This is a genomic window from Streptomyces sp. NPDC005485, from assembly GCF_040606085.1.
In the GTDB taxonomy this organism is placed as follows: domain Bacteria; phylum Actinomycetota; class Actinomycetes; order Streptomycetales; family Streptomycetaceae; genus Streptomyces.
The window spans coordinates 21,896-37,646 of the sequence record NZ_JBEXDZ010000034.1 but is presented as its reverse complement, the minus strand read 5'-3'; the positions used below and the strand labels follow the sequence as shown (position 1 = coordinate 37,646).

Genomic DNA, 15,751 nt, shown 5'->3' with positions numbered 1-15,751 from the left:
CCGCATGATCTGCCCTGTTGCAGGGCTACGAAGACGGAAATGGGGGGCGCGGCGCCACGGCTCGTTCAGCTGTGGCTCACCAGGGCAGTGCGCCCTTGGCGTCGAAGTAGCCTCCGGTGGGCCCGTCGGGACCCACCTGCGCCATGCGGACGATGATCTCGGCCCCCTCCTCGACGGTCTGGACGCCGGTGTTCCCGTTGAGGTCCGTCTTCGTGAAGCCGGGCTCGACGGCGTTGATCCGCATGCTCGGGAAGGCCTTCGCGTACTGCACGGTGAGCATGTTGACCGTCGTCTTCGAGGCCGGGTAGGCGACGCCCGGGTAGAAGTGCGCGGGGTGGTCCGGATCGGAGAGGTGGGTCAGCGAGGCCAGGCCGCTGCTGACGTTGACCACGACCGGGGTCGCCGATCGCTCCAGCAGCGGCAGGAAGGCGTGGGTGACACGGACGACGCCGAAGACGTTCGTCTCGAAGGTGTTGCGCATCTGGGCGGCGGTCACGGTCGCGGCGGTGGGCACGCTGTTGCCCTCGCCCCTCGTCTCGATCCCGGCGTTGTTGATCAGCACGTCCAGGCCGCCGCCGGCCTCGACAGCCTTGGCGGCGGCCTCGACGGAGGCGTCGTCGGTGACGTCGAGGTGGAGGAACCTGGCGCCGAGCTGTTCGGCGGCCCGTCGTCCGCGCTCGGCGTCGCGAGCCCCCACGTACACGGTGTGACCTGCTGCTACGAGTCGACGGGCGGTCTCGAAGCCAAGACCCTTGTTCGCTCCGGTGATGAGTGTTGTCGTCATGCGTCCAGCCTCCGGCGCCGCTGCGCGGACAGCCAGAAGACCCTTCTTCCTGGGACTGCGGGTACCAGGCACATCCCCGTCCGACGGTGTTCACTGGGGGCATGACGGCGACGGAACTCGGACAGGCGCTGCGGCGCTGGCGCGACCGGGTCTCCCCCGACTCGGCCGGTCTGCCGGCCGGCGGACACCGGCGCGCGGCGGGGCTGCGGCGCGAGGAGCTGGCTCTGCTGGCCGGGATCTCGGTCGACTACGTCACACGCCTCGAACAGGGCCGGGCGTCCAACCCGTCCGGGCAGGTCGTCGAGGCGCTGTCCCGGGCGCTGCGGTTGTCGGGGGACGAGCGGAGATATCTGTACGGGCTGGCGGAGCTGGTGTCGCCGGGTCCCGATGTGGTGCCCGGGTACCTCACGCCCAGTGTGCAGCGGCTGCTGGACCGGCTGGTGGACACGCCTGTGGGGGTCTCCGACGCGGCGATGACGCTGCTGGTGGTGAACCCGATGTACGCGGCGTTGATGGGTGATCCGTCCGGCCTGCGGGGCTTCGAACTCAACGGTGTGTGGCGGAACTTCACCGGTCGGCCCACCCGGGTCCGGCACACACCGGAGGAACACCGGGCCTTCGAGGTCGGCATGGTCGCCGAGCTGCGCTCGACCGCCGCCCGCTATCCCGCCGACCGGCAACTGCACCGCATGATCGCGGAGTTGCGCACCCGGAGCGAGCGCTTCGCCGAGCTGTGGGACGAGGGTGTCGTCGGCAGGCTGGAGGCCTCCCGCAAGTCGATCGAGCATCCGCAGGTGGGCCTGCTGACGCTCGACTGCGACCTGCTCCGGGTGGAGGGCAACGACCTGCACATCCTGGTCTACTCGGCCGAACCGGGCACCGAGGCGGCCGAGAAGCTGGCGCTGATCTCCGTGCTCGGCACCCAGAGCCTGGCCGGGGAACGCTAGCGGAGCCTCTCCTTCATCTCGTCCAGCCGGGCGAGAATCGGGCATCCGCCGACGCTGAGCGCCGCGCAACGACAGATCGCCGACCTCACGAAGTGGTGAGGATGACGAGTTGTCGGGTCGCTCGGGTCATCGCGACGTAGCGGTCCACCGCTCCTTCGATGCCCTCGCCGAACCTCTCCGGGTCGATGAGGACGACCAGGTCGAACTCGAGCCCCTTGGACAGCTGAGGGGTCAGCGACCGGACGCGGGAGGTCGTCGGCCGGAAGGTGGGATCGCCGATGACACAGGCGATCCCCTCGGCATGTGCGGCGAGCCAGGTGTCGAGGACGGGGCTGAGGTCCGCAGCAGGTCCGTGGACGACGGGGATGTCGTTGCTGCGGATGGAGGTCGGCACGTTGGCGTCCGGGAGTGCGGCCCGGATGACCGGCTCGGCCTCCGCCATGATTTCTTCCGGCGTCCGGTAGTTGACGTTCAAGGAAGCCAGGTTGATCCGGTCGAGCCCGACCCGTTCGAGCCGTTCCTGCCACGACTCCGTGAACCCGTGCCTGGCCTGCGCGCGGTCCCCGACGATGGTGAAGCTCCGGGACGGGCAGCGGAGCAGCAGCATCTGCCATTCCGCGTCGGTCAGTTCCTGGGCCTCGTCCACGACGATGTGCGCGAACGGGCCGGCCAGCAGGTCCGGGTCGGCGCCGGGCATGGCACTCTCGTCGACCAGGACGTCGTGGAAGTCCTCGCCGCGCAGCATCGTCACCAGACCTGTCCCGTACTCGTCGTCGGCGACCGCGATCAGATCATCGACGACCCTGGCCATGCGCTCGCGTTCGGCGGCGACGGCGGCCTCGTGCCGGCGCTTGCGTCGTGCCGACTCCGGGTCGCCGAGCCGCTGCCGTGCCGCGTCCAGGAGCGGCAGGTCGGACACCGTCCAGGCCTGGGTGTCCTCGCGCTGCAACTTGTGTACGTCGTCGCGGCTGAGCCAGGGAGCGCATTTGCGCAGGTAGGCGGGGACCGACCACAGGTCCCCGACGAGGTCGGCCGCGTCGATCAGCGGCCACGCGCGGTTGAGGACCGTGCGCAGCTCCCTGCTCTGCCGCAGCGCCTTGCTGACCAGGTCGGGCGAGGTGTCCCCGTCGTACTTGTCCACCAGCAGCGTGACCAGCTCCTCCAGGATCTGATCGCGCGCCTCGTTGTGCGCAGTACCTTCCGCCGCCTCGAACGCCACGGCCCAGTCGTCGGCGCTCAGCCGGAGGTCGGACCACGGCGTCGAGACCGTCAACCCCTTGGTGGGCGGCTCCTCGTAGAACCTGACAGCGGTCTCGATCGCCTTGACCATGTCCGCGGAGGACTTCAGGAAAGCCACGTCCTCATCGGCCTCGATCGCTGCTGCGGCCCCCTCGGTGACGAGGTCTCGAAGGGTGCAGGTCTGCACGCCCTCCTCGCCGAGGCTGGGCAGGACGTCGGCGACGTAGGCGAGGTAGGGCCGGTGCGGTCCGACGAAGAGCACGCCGCCGCGGCGGTGACCGAGGCGAGGGTCGGAGTGGAGGAGGTAGGCGGAGCGGTGCAGGGCGACGACGGTCTTGCCGGTGCCCGGACCGCCGTCGACGACGAGAGCGCCGCGGGATCCCGCGCGGATGATGGCGTCCTGGTCGGCCTGGATGGTGCCGAGCACGTCCCGCATCCGGGGCGAGCGGTCACTGCCCAGGCTGGCGATGAAGGCGGACTGGTCGTCGAGCGCGGCGTGCCCGGCGAACCCGTCCGAGGTGAACACCTCGTCCCAGTAGTCGCTGATCAGGCCGTTCGTCCAGCGGTAGCGGCGCCGGCTTGCCAGGCCCATCGGGTTGGCGTGGGTCGCTCCGAAGAACGGCTCGGCCGCCGGGGAGCGCCAGTCGACCAGCAGCCGACGCCCCTCGCTGTCGGTGAGGCCGAGCCGTCCGACGTACACGGGCTCGGGGTGGTCCGCGCTCACCATGTGTCCGAGGCACAGGTCCAGGCCGAAGCGGCGCAGGGTGCGCAGTCGGGCGGTCAGCCGGTGGACCTCGATGTCCCGGTCCATCGCCTCCTGGCCGATGCCGCCGGGCGCCTTGCGCAGGTCGTCGAGGCGGTCGGACAGTTCGGCGATGGCCTGCTTGAGGCACTCCGCGATGGCAGCGAAGTGCTGCTCGTCGCCGGCGACGAGCGTCGGGTCGGCTTTGGCGGAAAGGCGGTCGGGAAGGTCGAACGCGCTGGTGGTCAGGGGGTTCACTTCAATGGCTCCGATCTGAGGGCCGCTTGCGGCCCTTGCGCGCGGCAAGGCTTCCGGACGTGCGTGACGAACTCGCTCGACGGGTTCTGGCTCGACGTTCCCGCCTGCCTCAGGCGGACACGGGCGGCCTTTCTCGGCCGGCCACATCGAGCAGCGGCTTCGGGGCCGACAGCTTCGCGAACTCCTCGTCCGGCGGGACGCACACCCGCACCTCCGCGCCGACTTCCCGCAATCGCATCGCGGGTCCCACCAGCGGTTCGACGTCCCCGCGCGACCCGTACGCCGACAACAACACACGCATTTCTCAGCCCCGTTTTTCCGCAGACTCCAGCTACGAGGGGCGATTCTGCGGCATCACCGGGGCCTTGCCGCAAGCCCCCTGGTGCGCTATAAGTTAAGAGTGGCAAGGAGCGCGTGACCTCCTTGCCTTTGCTATTTCTCCTGCAGAGTCACCTGCAGTGGTCGTCCGCGGTGGTCCCTTGGGGGCGCTTCTACCGGGGCACCTCGACCACCATCGCCGATCCCATCCCGCCGCCGGGCCACATCGATGCCACGTTGACCCGGTCCGGGTCGAGGTCGAGGAGGCGGACGGCGGCTACGGCCACCGAGGCGAGCGCCTCGTTGATCTCGTACAGGTCGACGTCGGCGGTCGAAAGGCCCGCGCGGGCCAATGCCTTGGGGATCACCCTGACCGGCGCGAGCCCGGTCTCCGCGGGTCGACGCCGACGGACGCCCAGGACCGTACGGTGGCCGGCGGGAGCAGGCCCGCGGTGGCCGCCGCGGTGTCGCTTGCGACGACGAGGGCCGCGGCGCCGTCGTTGCCGCCGCAGGCGTTGCCGGCGGTGATGCCGAACCCCGCTGCCGCGACTGAGCCGACGAGGCTCACTCGCTCCCGGGCCGGTGCCGCGCCCGGCCTCCGCGCCCCTCCCCGCGTAGCCGAACACCGCAGACACGGCAGGGCCGTTCAACCGAACGGTTGAACACGGCTTCCACCTCCGGGAGGGCCCGTCGCGCCGAACGGACGACGCGAAGCCGGGCTCGGGCTCAGCACAATGGCCTCAGCTCATCGCCCGTTGCCCTGTTGTGCCGGGCGTTGCACACCCCCCATGAGAGAGGTCTCCTCGGCATGCCCACGTTTCCCAGCAGACGACGTGTCCTCACCGTCGGTGCCGGTGCCGCCCTCGGCGCCGGTGCGCTCGGCGCCTCAGCCGTCCCGGCCTCGGCCTCTCCCGCCGCGTCCCGGCGCTCGGTCCGATCCGAGGAGTCGCGGACACTCGACGAGCTGTACCGGGCCGCCCTCGCGGAGGGCGGGAAGCTCGTCGTCTACGCCGGCGGCGACACGCCGACCCAGCAGGATGGCACCAAGGCGGCCTTCAAGGCCCGCTTCCCGGACATGGACCTGACGCTGATCGTCGACTACAGCAAGTACCACGACGTCCGCGTCGACAACCAGTTCGCCACCGGCACCCTCGTCCCCGATGTCGTACAGCTGCAGACACTGCAGGACTTCGTCCGCTGGAATCAGCAGGGCCGGCTGCTGCACTACAAGCCGGCCGGGTTCTCCCATGTGTACGACGCGTTCAAGGACCCGCAGGGCGCATGGGTGGCCACCCGCGCGATCGCCTTCGGCTTCCTGTACGGCACGGCGGCCGTGGGCTCGGACGCGCCGCGCAATCCGCTCGACCTGGTCGACCCGAAGTGGAAGGGCAGGATCGCCTCGTCGTACCCGCACGACGACGACGCGGTCCTCTACCTCTACGCGCTGTACGCCCAGCAGTACGGCTGGGACTGGGTGGCCGAACTCGCCGCCCAGGACGTGCGGTTCGCGCGGGGCAGCAACTCCCCGGGCGATGCCGTCTTCGCCGGGCAGAAGGCGATCGGTATCGGTACCGCGGGCTCGGCGGTTCCCTCCTCGTCGTCCCCCGCAAGGTTCGTGATCGCCGACGGACATCCCTTCATGGGCTGGGGTCAGCGCACTGCCATCCTCAAGCAGGCCAAGAACCCCACGGCCGCCAAGCTGTTCCTCAACTGGCAGCTGTCCGTCGAGTCCCAGAAGAACTCCTTCAACGGCTGGTCGGTGCGCACCGACATCACTCCCCCGGCCGGTCTGAAGCAGCTCTGGGAATACCCCGACGCCCACGTGGACGGCTTCCCCCGATTCATGGCCGACCGCGCCGCGGTGGAACGCTGGAAGCAGACCTTCGCCCTTTACTTCGGCGAGGTCAGGGGCGATCCCACCCCCGGCTCGCTCGGACTGCATCCGGGAGCCTAGAATTCCTCGTTCAAATCTTCACTGAGGAATCGTCACCGGGGAATCTTCACTGAATCCGCGCCATTTGACACCGAACCTCGTTGGATCCCGCTCGCTAAGATGCGGCTCGGTTTCTGGTCCGAGGGGGATCACATGTCGACTCGTATGCCGGCCGCGCTTGCCGTGGGGGCACTTGTTCTGGTCGCGGGATGTTCGGGTGGCGGCGACGACGCCAAGGGCGACGCGCCGCCCACCACCGCGGAGTCCGCATCGACCGACTCCCAGCCCCAGTACGGCAACTTCGCCGACTTCCCGGGCAAGGACTTCGCGACGACCGAACCGGGAATGCTTCTCGGCGTGCGGGTGAAGCCTGTGGACACCCGTTGGACACCCGAATTGGCAGGTTCCTCGGCCGAAGCCGGGAAGCATTTCGTCGCTGTCTATGTCGCCGTGACCGGAGAACTTCCCGACCGCGGGGTGCAGGACGTCAAACTCAAATATCTTCGGCTGAAGTACAAGTCGACGGAGCAGCCCTGCGATTTCGGCGAGAGCGGCTACTGCTTCGGCGACGCTTATCCCAGCAGCGCGCTCGCCGACCTCGACGATGTCCGGGAGGACGCGGGCAGCGACTGGCAGAACTACAGCTGGAGCGAATCCTTCCTCGGAAGCGACGTCGAGCAGGGCGCCACCAAGGTCGGCGTGGTCGGGTTCAGCATTTCGGACACGGAGAAGGCCACGTCGTTCGAGCTGTGCGGCCCCACGAAGGAAGTCGAGGTGGACACCGACGAATTCCCCTGTGTCCCGATCAAGACCCCTGACCGGAGCTGAGAACTCCCGCTGTAGCGTGACCGCATGGATGAACCCCGGGTCAAGGTGTACGGCTCTGCCACCGAGATCACTGTCGCGGCCAACGCGGCCGGTCTGCGGGACCTGGCCGAGCGGCTTGTCGCTCTCGCCGATCCCGAACTCCGGGACGGCTACCACGAACACCTTGAGGCCGGCATCAACCTCGAAGAGGGCTCGATCAGCCTGATTCTGGAACGCGATGACAAGGTGTAGGACTCCCCTCGCGGTTACTTCGGGTCGTGGTTGAACTTCGAGGTCGACCAGAAGTAGCCGAGCACCGCGAGCCCCACGCACCAGGCGATGGCGAGCCATCCGTTGTGGCCGATCTCGCTGCCGAGCAGCAGCCCGCGCAGGGTCTCGATGGCGGGTGTGAACGGCTGGTACTCGGCGATCGGCTGGAACCAGCCCGGCATCGCGTCGATGGGGACGAAGGTGCTGGAGATGAGCGGCAGGAAGATCAGCGGCATTGCGTTGTTGCCGGCGGCCTCGGCGTTCGGGCTGATCAGGCCCATCCCGACGGCGATCCAGGTGAGCGCCATGGCGAACAGCACAAGCAGCCCGAACGCTGCGACCCACTCCAGGACGGTGGCGTTCGTGGAGCGGAAACCGATGGCCACGGCGACGGCGCCGACCAGGGCCACGCTGATGACCGACTGCAGCACGCTGCCGATGACATGTCCGACGAGCACGGAGCCACGGTGAATGGCCATGGTGCGGAAGCGGGCGATGATGCCCTCGGTCATGTCGTTGGAGACGGACACCGCGGTCCCGATCGTGGTGCTGCCGATGGTCATCAGCAACAGGCCCGGGACGAGATAGGCGATGTACGCGGAACGGTCCGCATCGCCGCCGCCGATGCCCGCGCTCATCGTGTCGCCGAAGATGTAGACGAAGAGCAGCAGCAGCATGATCGGCGTGAGCAGCAGGTTCAGGGTCAGCGACGGGTAGCGCCGTGCGTGCAGGAGGTTGCGGCGCAGCATCGTGGAGGAGTCGCGGACGGCGAGGGCCGGCCGGGACGGGCGGGCGGGGGCCAGTGGGGTGCTCATCGGACGGTCTCCTTGGGCTGGTTGTTCCGGGTGGGCCCGTCGGCGCCGCCGGTCAGGGCGAAGAACACGTCGTCGAGGTCGGGGGTGTGCACGGTCAGCTCGTCCGCCTCGATGTCGGCGGCGTCCAGCCGGTCGAGGACGGCGCGCAGCTCGCGCTGGCTGCCGTCGCTGGGGAGTTGGAGGGTGAAGGCCTCGTCGTCGCGCGTGACCCCGCGCAGGGCGGAGGCGGCGGACCGGTACGCGGCCGGGTCGGTGAAGCGCAGCCGCACGTGTCCGCCCGGGATGAGCCTCTTCAGTTCCTCGGCGGTGCCCTGAGCGGCGATCCTGCCGTCGTTGAGCACGGCGATGCGGTCGGCGAGTTCGTCGGCCTCCTCCAGGTACTGGGTGGTGAGGAAGACGGTGACGCCGTCGGTGACGAGCTCGCGGATGATCTGCCACATGTTGTGGCGGGCTCGCGGGTCGAGGCCGGTGGTCGGCTCGTCGAGGAAGATGATCCGCGGGTTGCCCACCAGCGTCATGGCGATGTCCAGGCGGCGCTTCATGCCGCCGGAGTAGGTGGAGGCGGGCTTCTTCGCCGCCTCCACCAGGTCGAAGCGCTCCAGCAGTTCGGCGGCGGCGCGCCGGCCCTCACCGCGGGGGAGGTGGTGCAGGTCCGCCATGAGGAGCATGTTCTCCTCGCCGGTGATCAGACCGTCGACGGCGGAGAACTGGCCGGTGACGCCGATCGCGGCGCGCACCGCCTGGGGGTCGGCGGCCAGGTCGTGGCCGCCGATGCGGATGTCGCCGGTGCCCGGGTCGGCGGAGACGAGGGTGGAGAGGATCTTGACGGCGGTGGTCTTGCCGGCGCCGTTCGGCCCGAGCAGGGCGAAGACCGTTCCTTCGGGGACGGCCAGGTCGATTCCGTCGAGCACGAGTTTGTCGCCGTAGGACTTGCGCAGCCCGTTCGCCGCGATGGCCAGGTCGGTCATGTGAGGTGCCCCCTAGTGATGGCTGCGGATCTACAGGCTGCGGGCGGTGATGTCGCCGTGTGAGGTGGTGGCGCGGATGTCGAGTTCGGCGGTGCCGTCGTTCTTGAGGGCGTTGCTGATGCGGCCGTGGCCGGTGCCGGCGTCCAGGGAGGCGGAGACTCCGCGGGCGGCGCCGACCGAGATGTCGCCGGACTGGGTGCGCAGTTCGACCGTGCCGCACACGGCTTCGGCGATGCGGATGTCGCCCCGTGCGGTGCTGATCTCCGAGGAGCCGCCCAGTCGGCCGATCTCGACGTCGCCGTCGACGGCGGTGAGGCGGACGCTCACGGCTTCGTCGATCTTGATCTGGCGGTAGGCGCCTTCGAAAGTGACGTCGCCCAGACGGCCGACGCCGCGGAGCTCGGTACCGGCCGCCTTCGCCTCGACGCGGGAGCCGGCGGGCAGTTGGACGGTCACCTCGACGGCGCCGGAGGGGCCGAAGAACTGGTTCTTCGCCGCCGGGAGCGCGATCCGCAGGACGCCGTCGGCGTAGGCGACCTCGATCTCCTCCGCCGCCTTCACATCGCGGCTCTTGGAGGCCTCCACGGGCCGGACCTCGACCGTGGTGTCGGCCCGGTCGGCGGCGATGAACCGGATGAGTCCCGCGGGGATGTCGAGGACGGCGGCGATCGGGGCGGGGGTGTCGAACTTCTGCATCGTGTTCTCCTGCGCTCGTCGTTGTTTCTGACTCCGCAAAAGCTACGTTGCGTTCACATATTCAGCAATGTGCTCGTTGCGCGAGAACCACATCATCCCAGCTAGGAGCCACAATATCGTTGCAACGGTTTTATCTTTAATGCAACGACCTAGGCATTGCTCGTTGCATTGGGTTGAAGATGAACGCTATGCTGAGGGCATCAAGGAAGCACGAAGGGAGACCTCGATGCCGGGAGGCAGACTCACCCAGCAGGAACGCCAGCAGATCGCGCTGGGCCTGGCGGACGACCTCGCCTACGCGGAGATCGCGAGACGTCTCGACCGCCCCACCTCGACGATCACGCGTGAGGTGATGCGGAACGGCGGCCCCGCCGCCTACCGTTCCGACCTGGCCCACCGCGCCACCGAACGCCGCGCCCACCGGCGCAGGCAGGCCGCGCCCCGAGGGCCGGAGACGCCCCCGCAGGCCAACGGGCGTGACGCCGAGGCCGTACGCGAGTACGAGGAGACGTTCACGACTCTCCTCATGCAGTCGGGCCTGCCCAAGATGACGTCCCGGGTGCTGGTATCCCTCTACACCACCGACGCGGGCAGCCTCACCGCGACCGAACTCGTCCAGCACCTCCAGGTCAGCCCGGCGTCCATCTCCAAAGCGGTCACGCTCCTCGAAGGCCAGGGCCTCATCCGCCGGGAACGCGACGAACGCCGCCGCGAGCGCTACCTCGTCGACGACGACGTCTGGTACCAGGGAATGATCACCGCCGCCCGGTCCCACGCCCAGCTCGCCGAGACCGCACGGCAGGGCGTCAGCCTCCTCGGCCCCGACACCCCGGCCGCCGCCCGCCTCGAAGGCATCGCACGCTTCGTCGACTTCGTCGGCGAGAGCATGATCCGCGCCTCGGAACAGGCGCGCGAGGTCCTTTATACGAGTCCCGGGGCAACCTCGGACGGCGCTGCCGAGCAAGGTTCGGATCGCGGATAGAGCACAGCGGGTTGCCGTCGCCGCTCACGTCCGTGGCGATCACGTGCGCGGCGCGCGGAGCGACGCCGCAGGAGGTCGCCCCGATGGCCATCAGGGCGACCACGGCTATGGCCGGGCCGCCGAAGGTGAGGATCCGCTGAACCGAGGTCGCGGCGGCGTAGCCGACACCGGCTTCGGCAGCGGCCCACACCCAGACGGCGGTGACGCTGGACGGAGCGATGCGCCGGTACGGCATCCGTGAGGCGCCCAGCGAAGTGGGGGGCGAGTGTGCGGACCACGGACAGAAAGCGGGCCAGCGAAATCGCCCACACCGGTTCCCTGGCCCGCTCCTACCCGGACCCGATGCCTACACGCGCTCGACCAGAACCACTTCGAACTCCTCGATGCTGCGCATGGTCACCCTCGCCTTCGCGGTCGCTTCCCCACGGGCCGCTGACTGCGCACCTCGGGAAGCCACCAGCGCGGCCCGATCGGTGAAGAACGCGCCCACACTGCCCCGGCCCTTGGCTGGGTCGATGAGCAGCGCCATGCCCTCGAACCCTGCGATGGCCTGGACCTTGGGCAGGACGGTGTTCTTGAACGTCTGGACGAGCAGGTCGACGTCGGACGGGTCGACATCGAACCGGCTCAGTCGGAAGCCCGCGCCGGCCTGGACCTGCAGCGAAGGGGTGAATACCACCGCCTCCCAGCTGTCGACCGTCACGGTGTGCGCAAACGGCGCCAGCAGGGCCGCGCGTCGCTCCTTGAGGTGATCGTCGCTGTTTCGCTGCGCCTGCTCGCTCTCCCACCAGGAGCCCATCATGATCTTGCCGATCTCACGATCGGCGAACAGCGAGTAACCACGGTAGCCGGGCTGGTCGGCCAGCAACTTCGGGGCCTCGACACGGAGCGCGTCAAGAGACTCGTCGATCTTGGCGGGATCGCCGGTGGCGTAGACGGTACGAACGTACACGGGTGCACTCCTGTCGTCGGGCGGCGCTCGTCGGGGTGGCGACCTCTTACTTGCACGTTCCATCCGAGGCCCCCGCATGGGCGGGAGCAACGTGGACGGACCGTTCGGGCGACAGCCACGAGCCGGCCAGCCGGACCCTGCCTGCCACACCAGCGGAGACACGGGCCACCATCACCAGGAACCTCGGACTCCTGCGGAGCGGGGGCAGGAAGCGAGGTTTCACCTTCAGGGCGAAAGGGCGTCCGGGCTGCTCTGAACTTGCCGGTTGGTGCGAGCCAACGGCAGGACCGTCCAACGGTGCATGTCCATCGCTCTGGCCCGGCTGCGCGACGCTGGTCTGTCGGTTCCGTTTTGATCTTCGACCGCCGTTTGACTTCGCACCCTGCCGTGGCGTCTCGGCCGGCTCACCCGGACCAACTCCACCTGCTGCCCCTCCGCGGGCCCGGCTGCCGACGGAGGCCGCGTCTTCCGACTCAGAGGCCGCTTTCCCGCACAGCCGGGCCCAGAAGGATGCGCAGGCCGCCGAACGGGTGGGAGGGCCATCGTCTGGCGTACGCGGGCGGCTCGCCGTTCTCCGTGGCGAGGGCTGCCACCGGGATGTGCCGTGCGGTCCGCAGCATGTCGGCCGGTGTGGTGCTGGTGTTGTGGCCCTCGGTCTGGGCTGAGGCGCAGCCGGCGTAGAAGGCGATCGGGATGGCTTCGTGACCGGTGAGGCGGCACGGCGGCCGTACGCCGAGCCGGTGGAGTTCGGCGGCGGTGCGGGCCCAGTCACGATGCGCGGCGGTGGTGTGGTGCACGGCCCCATTCAGCACCGCGTACTGAATCGTCAGATGCCCGCCCACGCCGAGCGCCACCAGGGTGACGGCCACCGTCCGCCGGGCCCGGCCCGGTGCGGTGACCCATCGGACGAGGACGTCGGCGGCGGGCACCGCCAACAGCGCGTACGCGGGCAGCAGGAAGCGCGGCGCGGCGTATCCGATCAGGAACAGATAGGGGAAGGCGGCGGTCGCGGCGCAGGCCAGGGGCAGCAGCGCGGTCGCGGTGCGCCGGGTGCGGACCGCGAGGAGAAGTCCGAGGGCGGCCAGCAGGGGAAGTACGAACCACCACGCCATCTCCGCCAGGCTCGGCATGGCCCCGGCACACGGGCGGCACAGGGCGCGCCCGCCGAGGCTGCGCATCTGATCGGCGACAGCGATGTTCCAGCCCAGCCCGCCCTGGATGGCTGAGCCGTCGGACAGCCGCTGCCCGAGGCCGCCGTAGCTGACGTACGCCTCGATCACCCACTCCCCCGCCCCGGCCACCAGCCCCACCAGCAGTGCCGCCAACAGCTGCGGGCGCCGCCATCGCCGTACCCCCACAACCAGGACGAGCAGCGGCAGGATCGCCCAGACCGCGTCGGTCGGTCGCATCCACGCCATCAGCGCCGCACTCGCCCCCACGCCCCACAGCGCTTTGCGGTCGGAAGGGTCCGCATGGGCGCGCAGGAAGTACCCCGTACCGGCCAGGGCGCCGACCGCCACCCAGTAGTTGGGCATCGCCTGCGGCCCGTAGAAGAGCGTCACCCACAGCGTGGCGAACAGGGCGCCGGCCGACACCCGCACCCGGACCGGGAGCAGTCCCCGCCAGGCGCGCAGGGCCAGGAAGAGGCCGAGGCCGGACAGCAGGGCGAGATAGGTGCGCAGCAGCGGTGTGGACGACGACCATGAGGCGACCGGCGCGGCCAGCAGTGAGGTGCCCCGGGCCCGCGGCGCGCTGAAGAACGCCGCCGGCGCGTGCGGGCTGACCTGGCTGACGTACACCGTCTCGTCCCAGCCCAGCCCCATCCCCGGTCGTACGAGGAGGAGTTGGAGCAGCACGAACGCGCACGCGAGCACCACGAGCCACAGCTCACCCCGTACGTGCCACGAGATTCTGGCGGACTTCGAGGATTCGTGTCGGCGGGCGTCCACGAGAGTGGCGTGCGAGCCGTTGCCCATCGTCACCCCTTAGCCCTACGCGCCGCAGGGCTCGAAACAGGTTCAAAGCCCTACAGCGCGTAGGACTGACACCGGGAGTCGAGAAAACATCGACAAACTATCCCAAAGCATCAGAACTCACAGCTCGGCGAGGGAAGCCGAACGGCTCGCGGAGCGGCCGTCAGGAGGCGGTGAGCGGAAGGGCGTCGGTGTATCCGTTGGTCGGCCGGGCGACCTTCTTGACGGTACGGGCGTCGAGCGCGACCGGGGCGGACTTCGTGCCCAGAGTCCCGCCGGGGTGCCAGGTTCCCGTGACGGACACCCAGGTGTCGGCTGGCAGCACCCCAGCCCCGTAGATCCGTACCGTCACGGACTGGGCGTCCGCGGCGCAGCAGTTCAGGATGATCCTGGTCAGGTACCAGCCGCCCCGCTTGTCGGGTGTGACGAAGCCGGTCATCCGGACGCTCCGACCCTTGATGGCCTGCTCGCGGTCCTGCTGCACGCGGCTGGTGAAATCGGTGAGGGTGATCGGAAGGGGCGAGGTCGCGGGCAGCGGATCGAAGTGTTCCCGCTCCGCGACGACCTTGGGGGCCTGACGGGAGGCGGTGTACGCGCCCAGGGCCGGCGGGGCGTAGAAGAGCAGACTCAGCGCGGGGAGGAAGAGCAGCCACGCGACGCGCGGCGGGGTGGAGTGGTCGTGACCGTGACTGTCTCCGTCACCGCCGTGGCCCTCGCCCTCCTCGTGTTCGGCGGGTTCGTCGCCCGTTTGCGGGCCCCGGTGCGACCACGCCTCCGCCACTCCCAGCACGAGCAGCAGCACACCCGATGCGATCAGCATCGGACGCATGCCTTCCTTGACGTATCTGAGGCACAGGTCGGTGAAGAGCGAGGCGTGCAGCAGGCCGAGGCCGCCGAGGACGAGCAGAATCACCTGGAAGGGTCGTTTCACAGCAGCACTCCTCCGATCAGCGCGCTGCACAGGACGGCGACGACCGCCGTGGCAGCGGAGAAGCGCACCGCGAAGGCCCGGCCGAAGGTGCCCGCCTGAAGCGCGATCAGCTTCAGGTCGACCATCGGCCCGACCACCATGAACGCCAGCCGCGCAAGCGGCGAGAAGCCGGTGAGCGAGGCCGCGAGGAAGGCGTCGGCCTCGGAGCACACCGCGAGCAGGATGGCGAGCGCGGCCAGGAACAGCACCGACAGCCAGGGCGAGCCGGAGAACACCTCCAGCACGGACCGCGGGACCGTCACGTTGAAGGTGGCCGCCGCCATGGCGCCGAGCACCAGGAAGCCGCCCGCGTGCAGGAAGTCGTGCTGGAAACCGCGCCGGAACTCCTTCCAGCGGCTTTGTCCCGGCCGGTGTCCGGTGTGCCGTACAACCGGCCGGAGCCACTGTTCACGGCCCAGCAACAGCCACAACCAGCCCATGGCGAACGAAGTGGCGAGCGAGGCGAGCAGCCGGGCCGGCACCATGACAGGGCTGCCGGGGAAGGCAATGGCCGTGGCGGTCAGCACGACCGGGTTGACGGCGGGCGCGGACAGCAGGAACGCGAAGGCGGCGGCCGGTGGGACACCCCGGCCGATCAGGCTCTTGGCCACCGGCACGGACGCGCATTCGCAGCCGGGCAGGACGACCCCGGCGATGCCCGCGACCGGCACGGCGAACACGGGCCGCCGCGGCAGCACCCGGCTGAACACCCGCGTCGGCACGAACGCGTTGATCGCGCCGGACAGAGCCGTTCCGAGCAGCAGGAAGGGCAGCGCCTGCACGGTGACGGCGAGACAGACGGTCCGCCAGGCCTGCATGGCGGGATCGTCCCCCCACCGGCCGACGACGTAGAACGCCGCACCGGGAACGGTGGCCGCTCCCAGCAACAGCAGCGGCCAGAACCAGCCGGGCAGGGGGTCGTTGTCGAGCCCCGTCCGGGCCACGACGGCCGACTCCGCCTCCTCGGCCCGCTCGTCTGTCTCCTGCACACCAGCTCCACATGTCGGATGATCGGACTGAACATAGCGGGCGCCGAGCCCCGCCCCTCACTGCCCCCATCGCTTCGCCGTCGTCACGCGCTCCCCGGCCTCAGTCGT

General features: G+C 69.6%; 16 protein-coding genes and 2 pseudogenes. 6 read left to right on the top strand and 12 right to left on the bottom strand.

Annotated elements, in window-relative coordinates:
• Positions 1–76: 76 nt before the first annotated feature.
• On the bottom strand, positions 77–784 hold the full coding sequence (locus ABZS97_RS14520; RefSeq protein ID WP_356137414.1) for an SDR family NAD(P)-dependent oxidoreductase: 708 nt from the start codon (positions 782–784) through the stop codon (positions 77–79).
• Positions 785–885: 101 nt separating this feature from the next.
• On the opposite strand from ABZS97_RS14520, the gene ABZS97_RS14515 reads away from it, so the two are divergent.
• Positions 886–1,731: a helix-turn-helix transcriptional regulator gene (locus tag ABZS97_RS14515; RefSeq protein WP_356137412.1), complete on the top strand. Its 846-nt coding sequence runs from the start codon at positions 886–888 to the stop codon at positions 1,729–1,731.
• 85 nt (positions 1,732–1,816) lie between these two features.
• Here the strand turns inward: ABZS97_RS14515 and helR are convergent, their stop codons facing one another.
• The 4 genes and pseudogenes from helR to ABZS97_RS14495 form a co-directional block, all read right to left on the bottom strand.
• Complete coding sequence (gene helR / locus ABZS97_RS14510; protein ID WP_356137410.1) at positions 1,817–3,970, bottom strand: RNA polymerase recycling motor ATPase HelR; 2,154 nt, start codon at positions 3,968–3,970, stop codon at positions 1,817–1,819.
• A gap of 172 nt (positions 3,971–4,142) precedes the next feature.
• Positions 4,143–4,271: pseudogene (locus ABZS97_RS14505) on the bottom strand (glycosyltransferase); the annotation flags it as partial.
• Between the two features lie 190 nt (positions 4,272–4,461).
• Complete coding sequence (locus tag ABZS97_RS14500; RefSeq protein WP_356137408.1) at positions 4,462–4,656, bottom strand: hypothetical protein; 195 nt, start codon at positions 4,654–4,656, stop codon at positions 4,462–4,464.
• A complete protein-coding gene (locus ABZS97_RS14495) occupies positions 4,653–4,856 on the bottom strand; it encodes a hypothetical protein (RefSeq protein WP_356137406.1) in 204 nt (67 codons plus the stop codon). The genes ABZS97_RS14500 and ABZS97_RS14495 overlap by 4 nt, the downstream gene beginning before the upstream one ends.
• Before the next feature lie 240 nt (positions 4,857–5,096).
• On the opposite strand from ABZS97_RS14495, the gene ABZS97_RS14490 reads away from it, so the two are divergent.
• The 3 genes from ABZS97_RS14490 (at position 5,097) to ABZS97_RS14480 (ending at position 7,280) form a co-directional block, all read left to right on the top strand.
• The gene (locus ABZS97_RS14490; RefSeq protein WP_356137404.1) at positions 5,097–6,242 is read left to right on the top strand and encodes an extracellular solute-binding protein; all 1,146 of its coding nucleotides are present in this window, start codon (positions 5,097–5,099) and stop codon (positions 6,240–6,242) included.
• A gap of 99 nt (positions 6,243–6,341) precedes the next feature.
• Entirely contained in the window at positions 6,342–7,049 is a 708-nt protein-coding gene (locus ABZS97_RS14485) for a hypothetical protein (RefSeq protein ID WP_356137402.1), read from the top strand.
• 24 nt (positions 7,050–7,073) lie between these two features.
• Positions 7,074–7,280: a hypothetical protein gene (locus ABZS97_RS14480; protein ID WP_356137400.1), complete on the top strand. Its 207-nt coding sequence runs from the start codon at positions 7,074–7,076 to the stop codon at positions 7,278–7,280.
• Between the two features lie 14 nt (positions 7,281–7,294).
• On the opposite strand, the gene ABZS97_RS14475 is transcribed toward ABZS97_RS14480, so the two are convergent.
• The 3 genes from ABZS97_RS14475 to ABZS97_RS14465 are packed head-to-tail and all read right to left on the bottom strand — an operon-like array spanning position 7,295 to position 9,777.
• Positions 7,295–8,113, bottom strand: coding sequence for an ABC transporter permease (locus ABZS97_RS14475; RefSeq protein ID WP_356137398.1), 819 nt, complete (start codon positions 8,111–8,113; stop codon positions 7,295–7,297).
• The gene (locus ABZS97_RS14470) at positions 8,110–9,081 is read right to left on the bottom strand and encodes an ATP-binding cassette domain-containing protein (protein ID WP_356137396.1); all 972 of its coding nucleotides are present in this window, start codon (positions 9,079–9,081) and stop codon (positions 8,110–8,112) included. The genes ABZS97_RS14475 and ABZS97_RS14470 overlap by 4 nt, the downstream gene beginning before the upstream one ends.
• Before the next feature lie 30 nt (positions 9,082–9,111).
• Complete coding sequence (locus ABZS97_RS14465; RefSeq protein ID WP_356137394.1) at positions 9,112–9,777, bottom strand: DUF4097 family beta strand repeat-containing protein; 666 nt, start codon at positions 9,775–9,777, stop codon at positions 9,112–9,114.
• Positions 9,778–9,844: 67 nt separating this feature from the next.
• On the opposite strand from ABZS97_RS14465, the pseudogene ABZS97_RS14460 reads away from it, so the two are divergent.
• Positions 9,845–10,201 (top strand): annotated as a pseudogene (locus ABZS97_RS14460) (helix-turn-helix domain-containing protein); the annotation flags it as partial.
• A gap of 102 nt (positions 10,202–10,303) precedes the next feature.
• Positions 10,304–10,759, top strand: a complete 456-nt coding sequence (locus ABZS97_RS14455) for a helix-turn-helix domain-containing protein (protein ID WP_356137454.1) — start codon at positions 10,304–10,306, stop codon at positions 10,757–10,759.
• A 346-nt stretch (positions 10,760–11,105) separates the two neighbouring features.
• On the opposite strand, the gene ABZS97_RS14450 is transcribed toward ABZS97_RS14455, so the two are convergent.
• The 4 genes from ABZS97_RS14450 to ABZS97_RS14435 all read right to left on the bottom strand — a co-directional run bounded on the left by ABZS97_RS14450 (position 11,106) and on the right by ABZS97_RS14435 (position 15,598).
• The gene (locus tag ABZS97_RS14450) at positions 11,106–11,711 is read right to left on the bottom strand and encodes an antibiotic biosynthesis monooxygenase (RefSeq protein ID WP_356137392.1); all 606 of its coding nucleotides are present in this window, start codon (positions 11,709–11,711) and stop codon (positions 11,106–11,108) included.
• Between the two features lie 473 nt (positions 11,712–12,184).
• A complete protein-coding gene (locus tag ABZS97_RS14445) occupies positions 12,185–13,687 on the bottom strand; it encodes a hypothetical protein (RefSeq protein WP_356137390.1) in 1,503 nt (500 codons plus the stop codon).
• 160 nt (positions 13,688–13,847) lie between these two features.
• Entirely contained in the window at positions 13,848–14,615 is a 768-nt protein-coding gene (locus ABZS97_RS14440; protein ID WP_356137388.1) for a TIGR03943 family protein, read from the bottom strand.
• Positions 14,612–15,598: a permease gene (locus ABZS97_RS14435; RefSeq protein WP_356137452.1), complete on the bottom strand. Its 987-nt coding sequence runs from the start codon at positions 15,596–15,598 to the stop codon at positions 14,612–14,614. The genes ABZS97_RS14440 and ABZS97_RS14435 overlap by 4 nt, the downstream gene beginning before the upstream one ends.
• Between the last annotated feature and the right edge of the window lie 153 nt (positions 15,599–15,751).

Bases quoted from the DNA above. Each gene is read 5' to 3' on its own strand.
- ABZS97_RS14485 (WP_356137402.1), top strand. From the start codon at position 6,342: ATGCGGCTCGGTTTCTGGTCCGAGGGGGATCACATGTCGACTCGTATG.
- ABZS97_RS14470 (WP_356137396.1), bottom strand. From the start codon at position 9,081: ATGACCGACCTGGCCATCGCGGCGAACGGGCTGCGCAAGTCCTACGGC.
- ABZS97_RS14515 (WP_356137412.1), top strand. From the start codon at position 886: ATGACGGCGACGGAACTCGGACAGGCGCTGCGGCGCTGGCGCGACCGG.
- ABZS97_RS14490 (WP_356137404.1), top strand. From the start codon at position 5,097: ATGCCCACGTTTCCCAGCAGACGACGTGTCCTCACCGTCGGTGCCGGT.
- ABZS97_RS14445 (WP_356137390.1), bottom strand. From the start codon at position 13,687: ATGGGCAACGGCTCGCACGCCACTCTCGTGGACGCCCGCCGACACGAA.
- ABZS97_RS14480 (WP_356137400.1), top strand. From the start codon at position 7,074: ATGGATGAACCCCGGGTCAAGGTGTACGGCTCTGCCACCGAGATCACT.
- ABZS97_RS14520 (WP_356137414.1), bottom strand. From the start codon at position 784: ATGACGACAACACTCATCACCGGAGCGAACAAGGGTCTTGGCTTCGAG.
- ABZS97_RS14465 (WP_356137394.1), bottom strand. From the start codon at position 9,777: ATGCAGAAGTTCGACACCCCCGCCCCGATCGCCGCCGTCCTCGACATC.
- ABZS97_RS14455 (WP_356137454.1), top strand. From the start codon at position 10,304: ATGCAGTCGGGCCTGCCCAAGATGACGTCCCGGGTGCTGGTATCCCTC.
- ABZS97_RS14475 (WP_356137398.1), bottom strand. From the start codon at position 8,113: ATGAGCACCCCACTGGCCCCCGCCCGCCCGTCCCGGCCGGCCCTCGCC.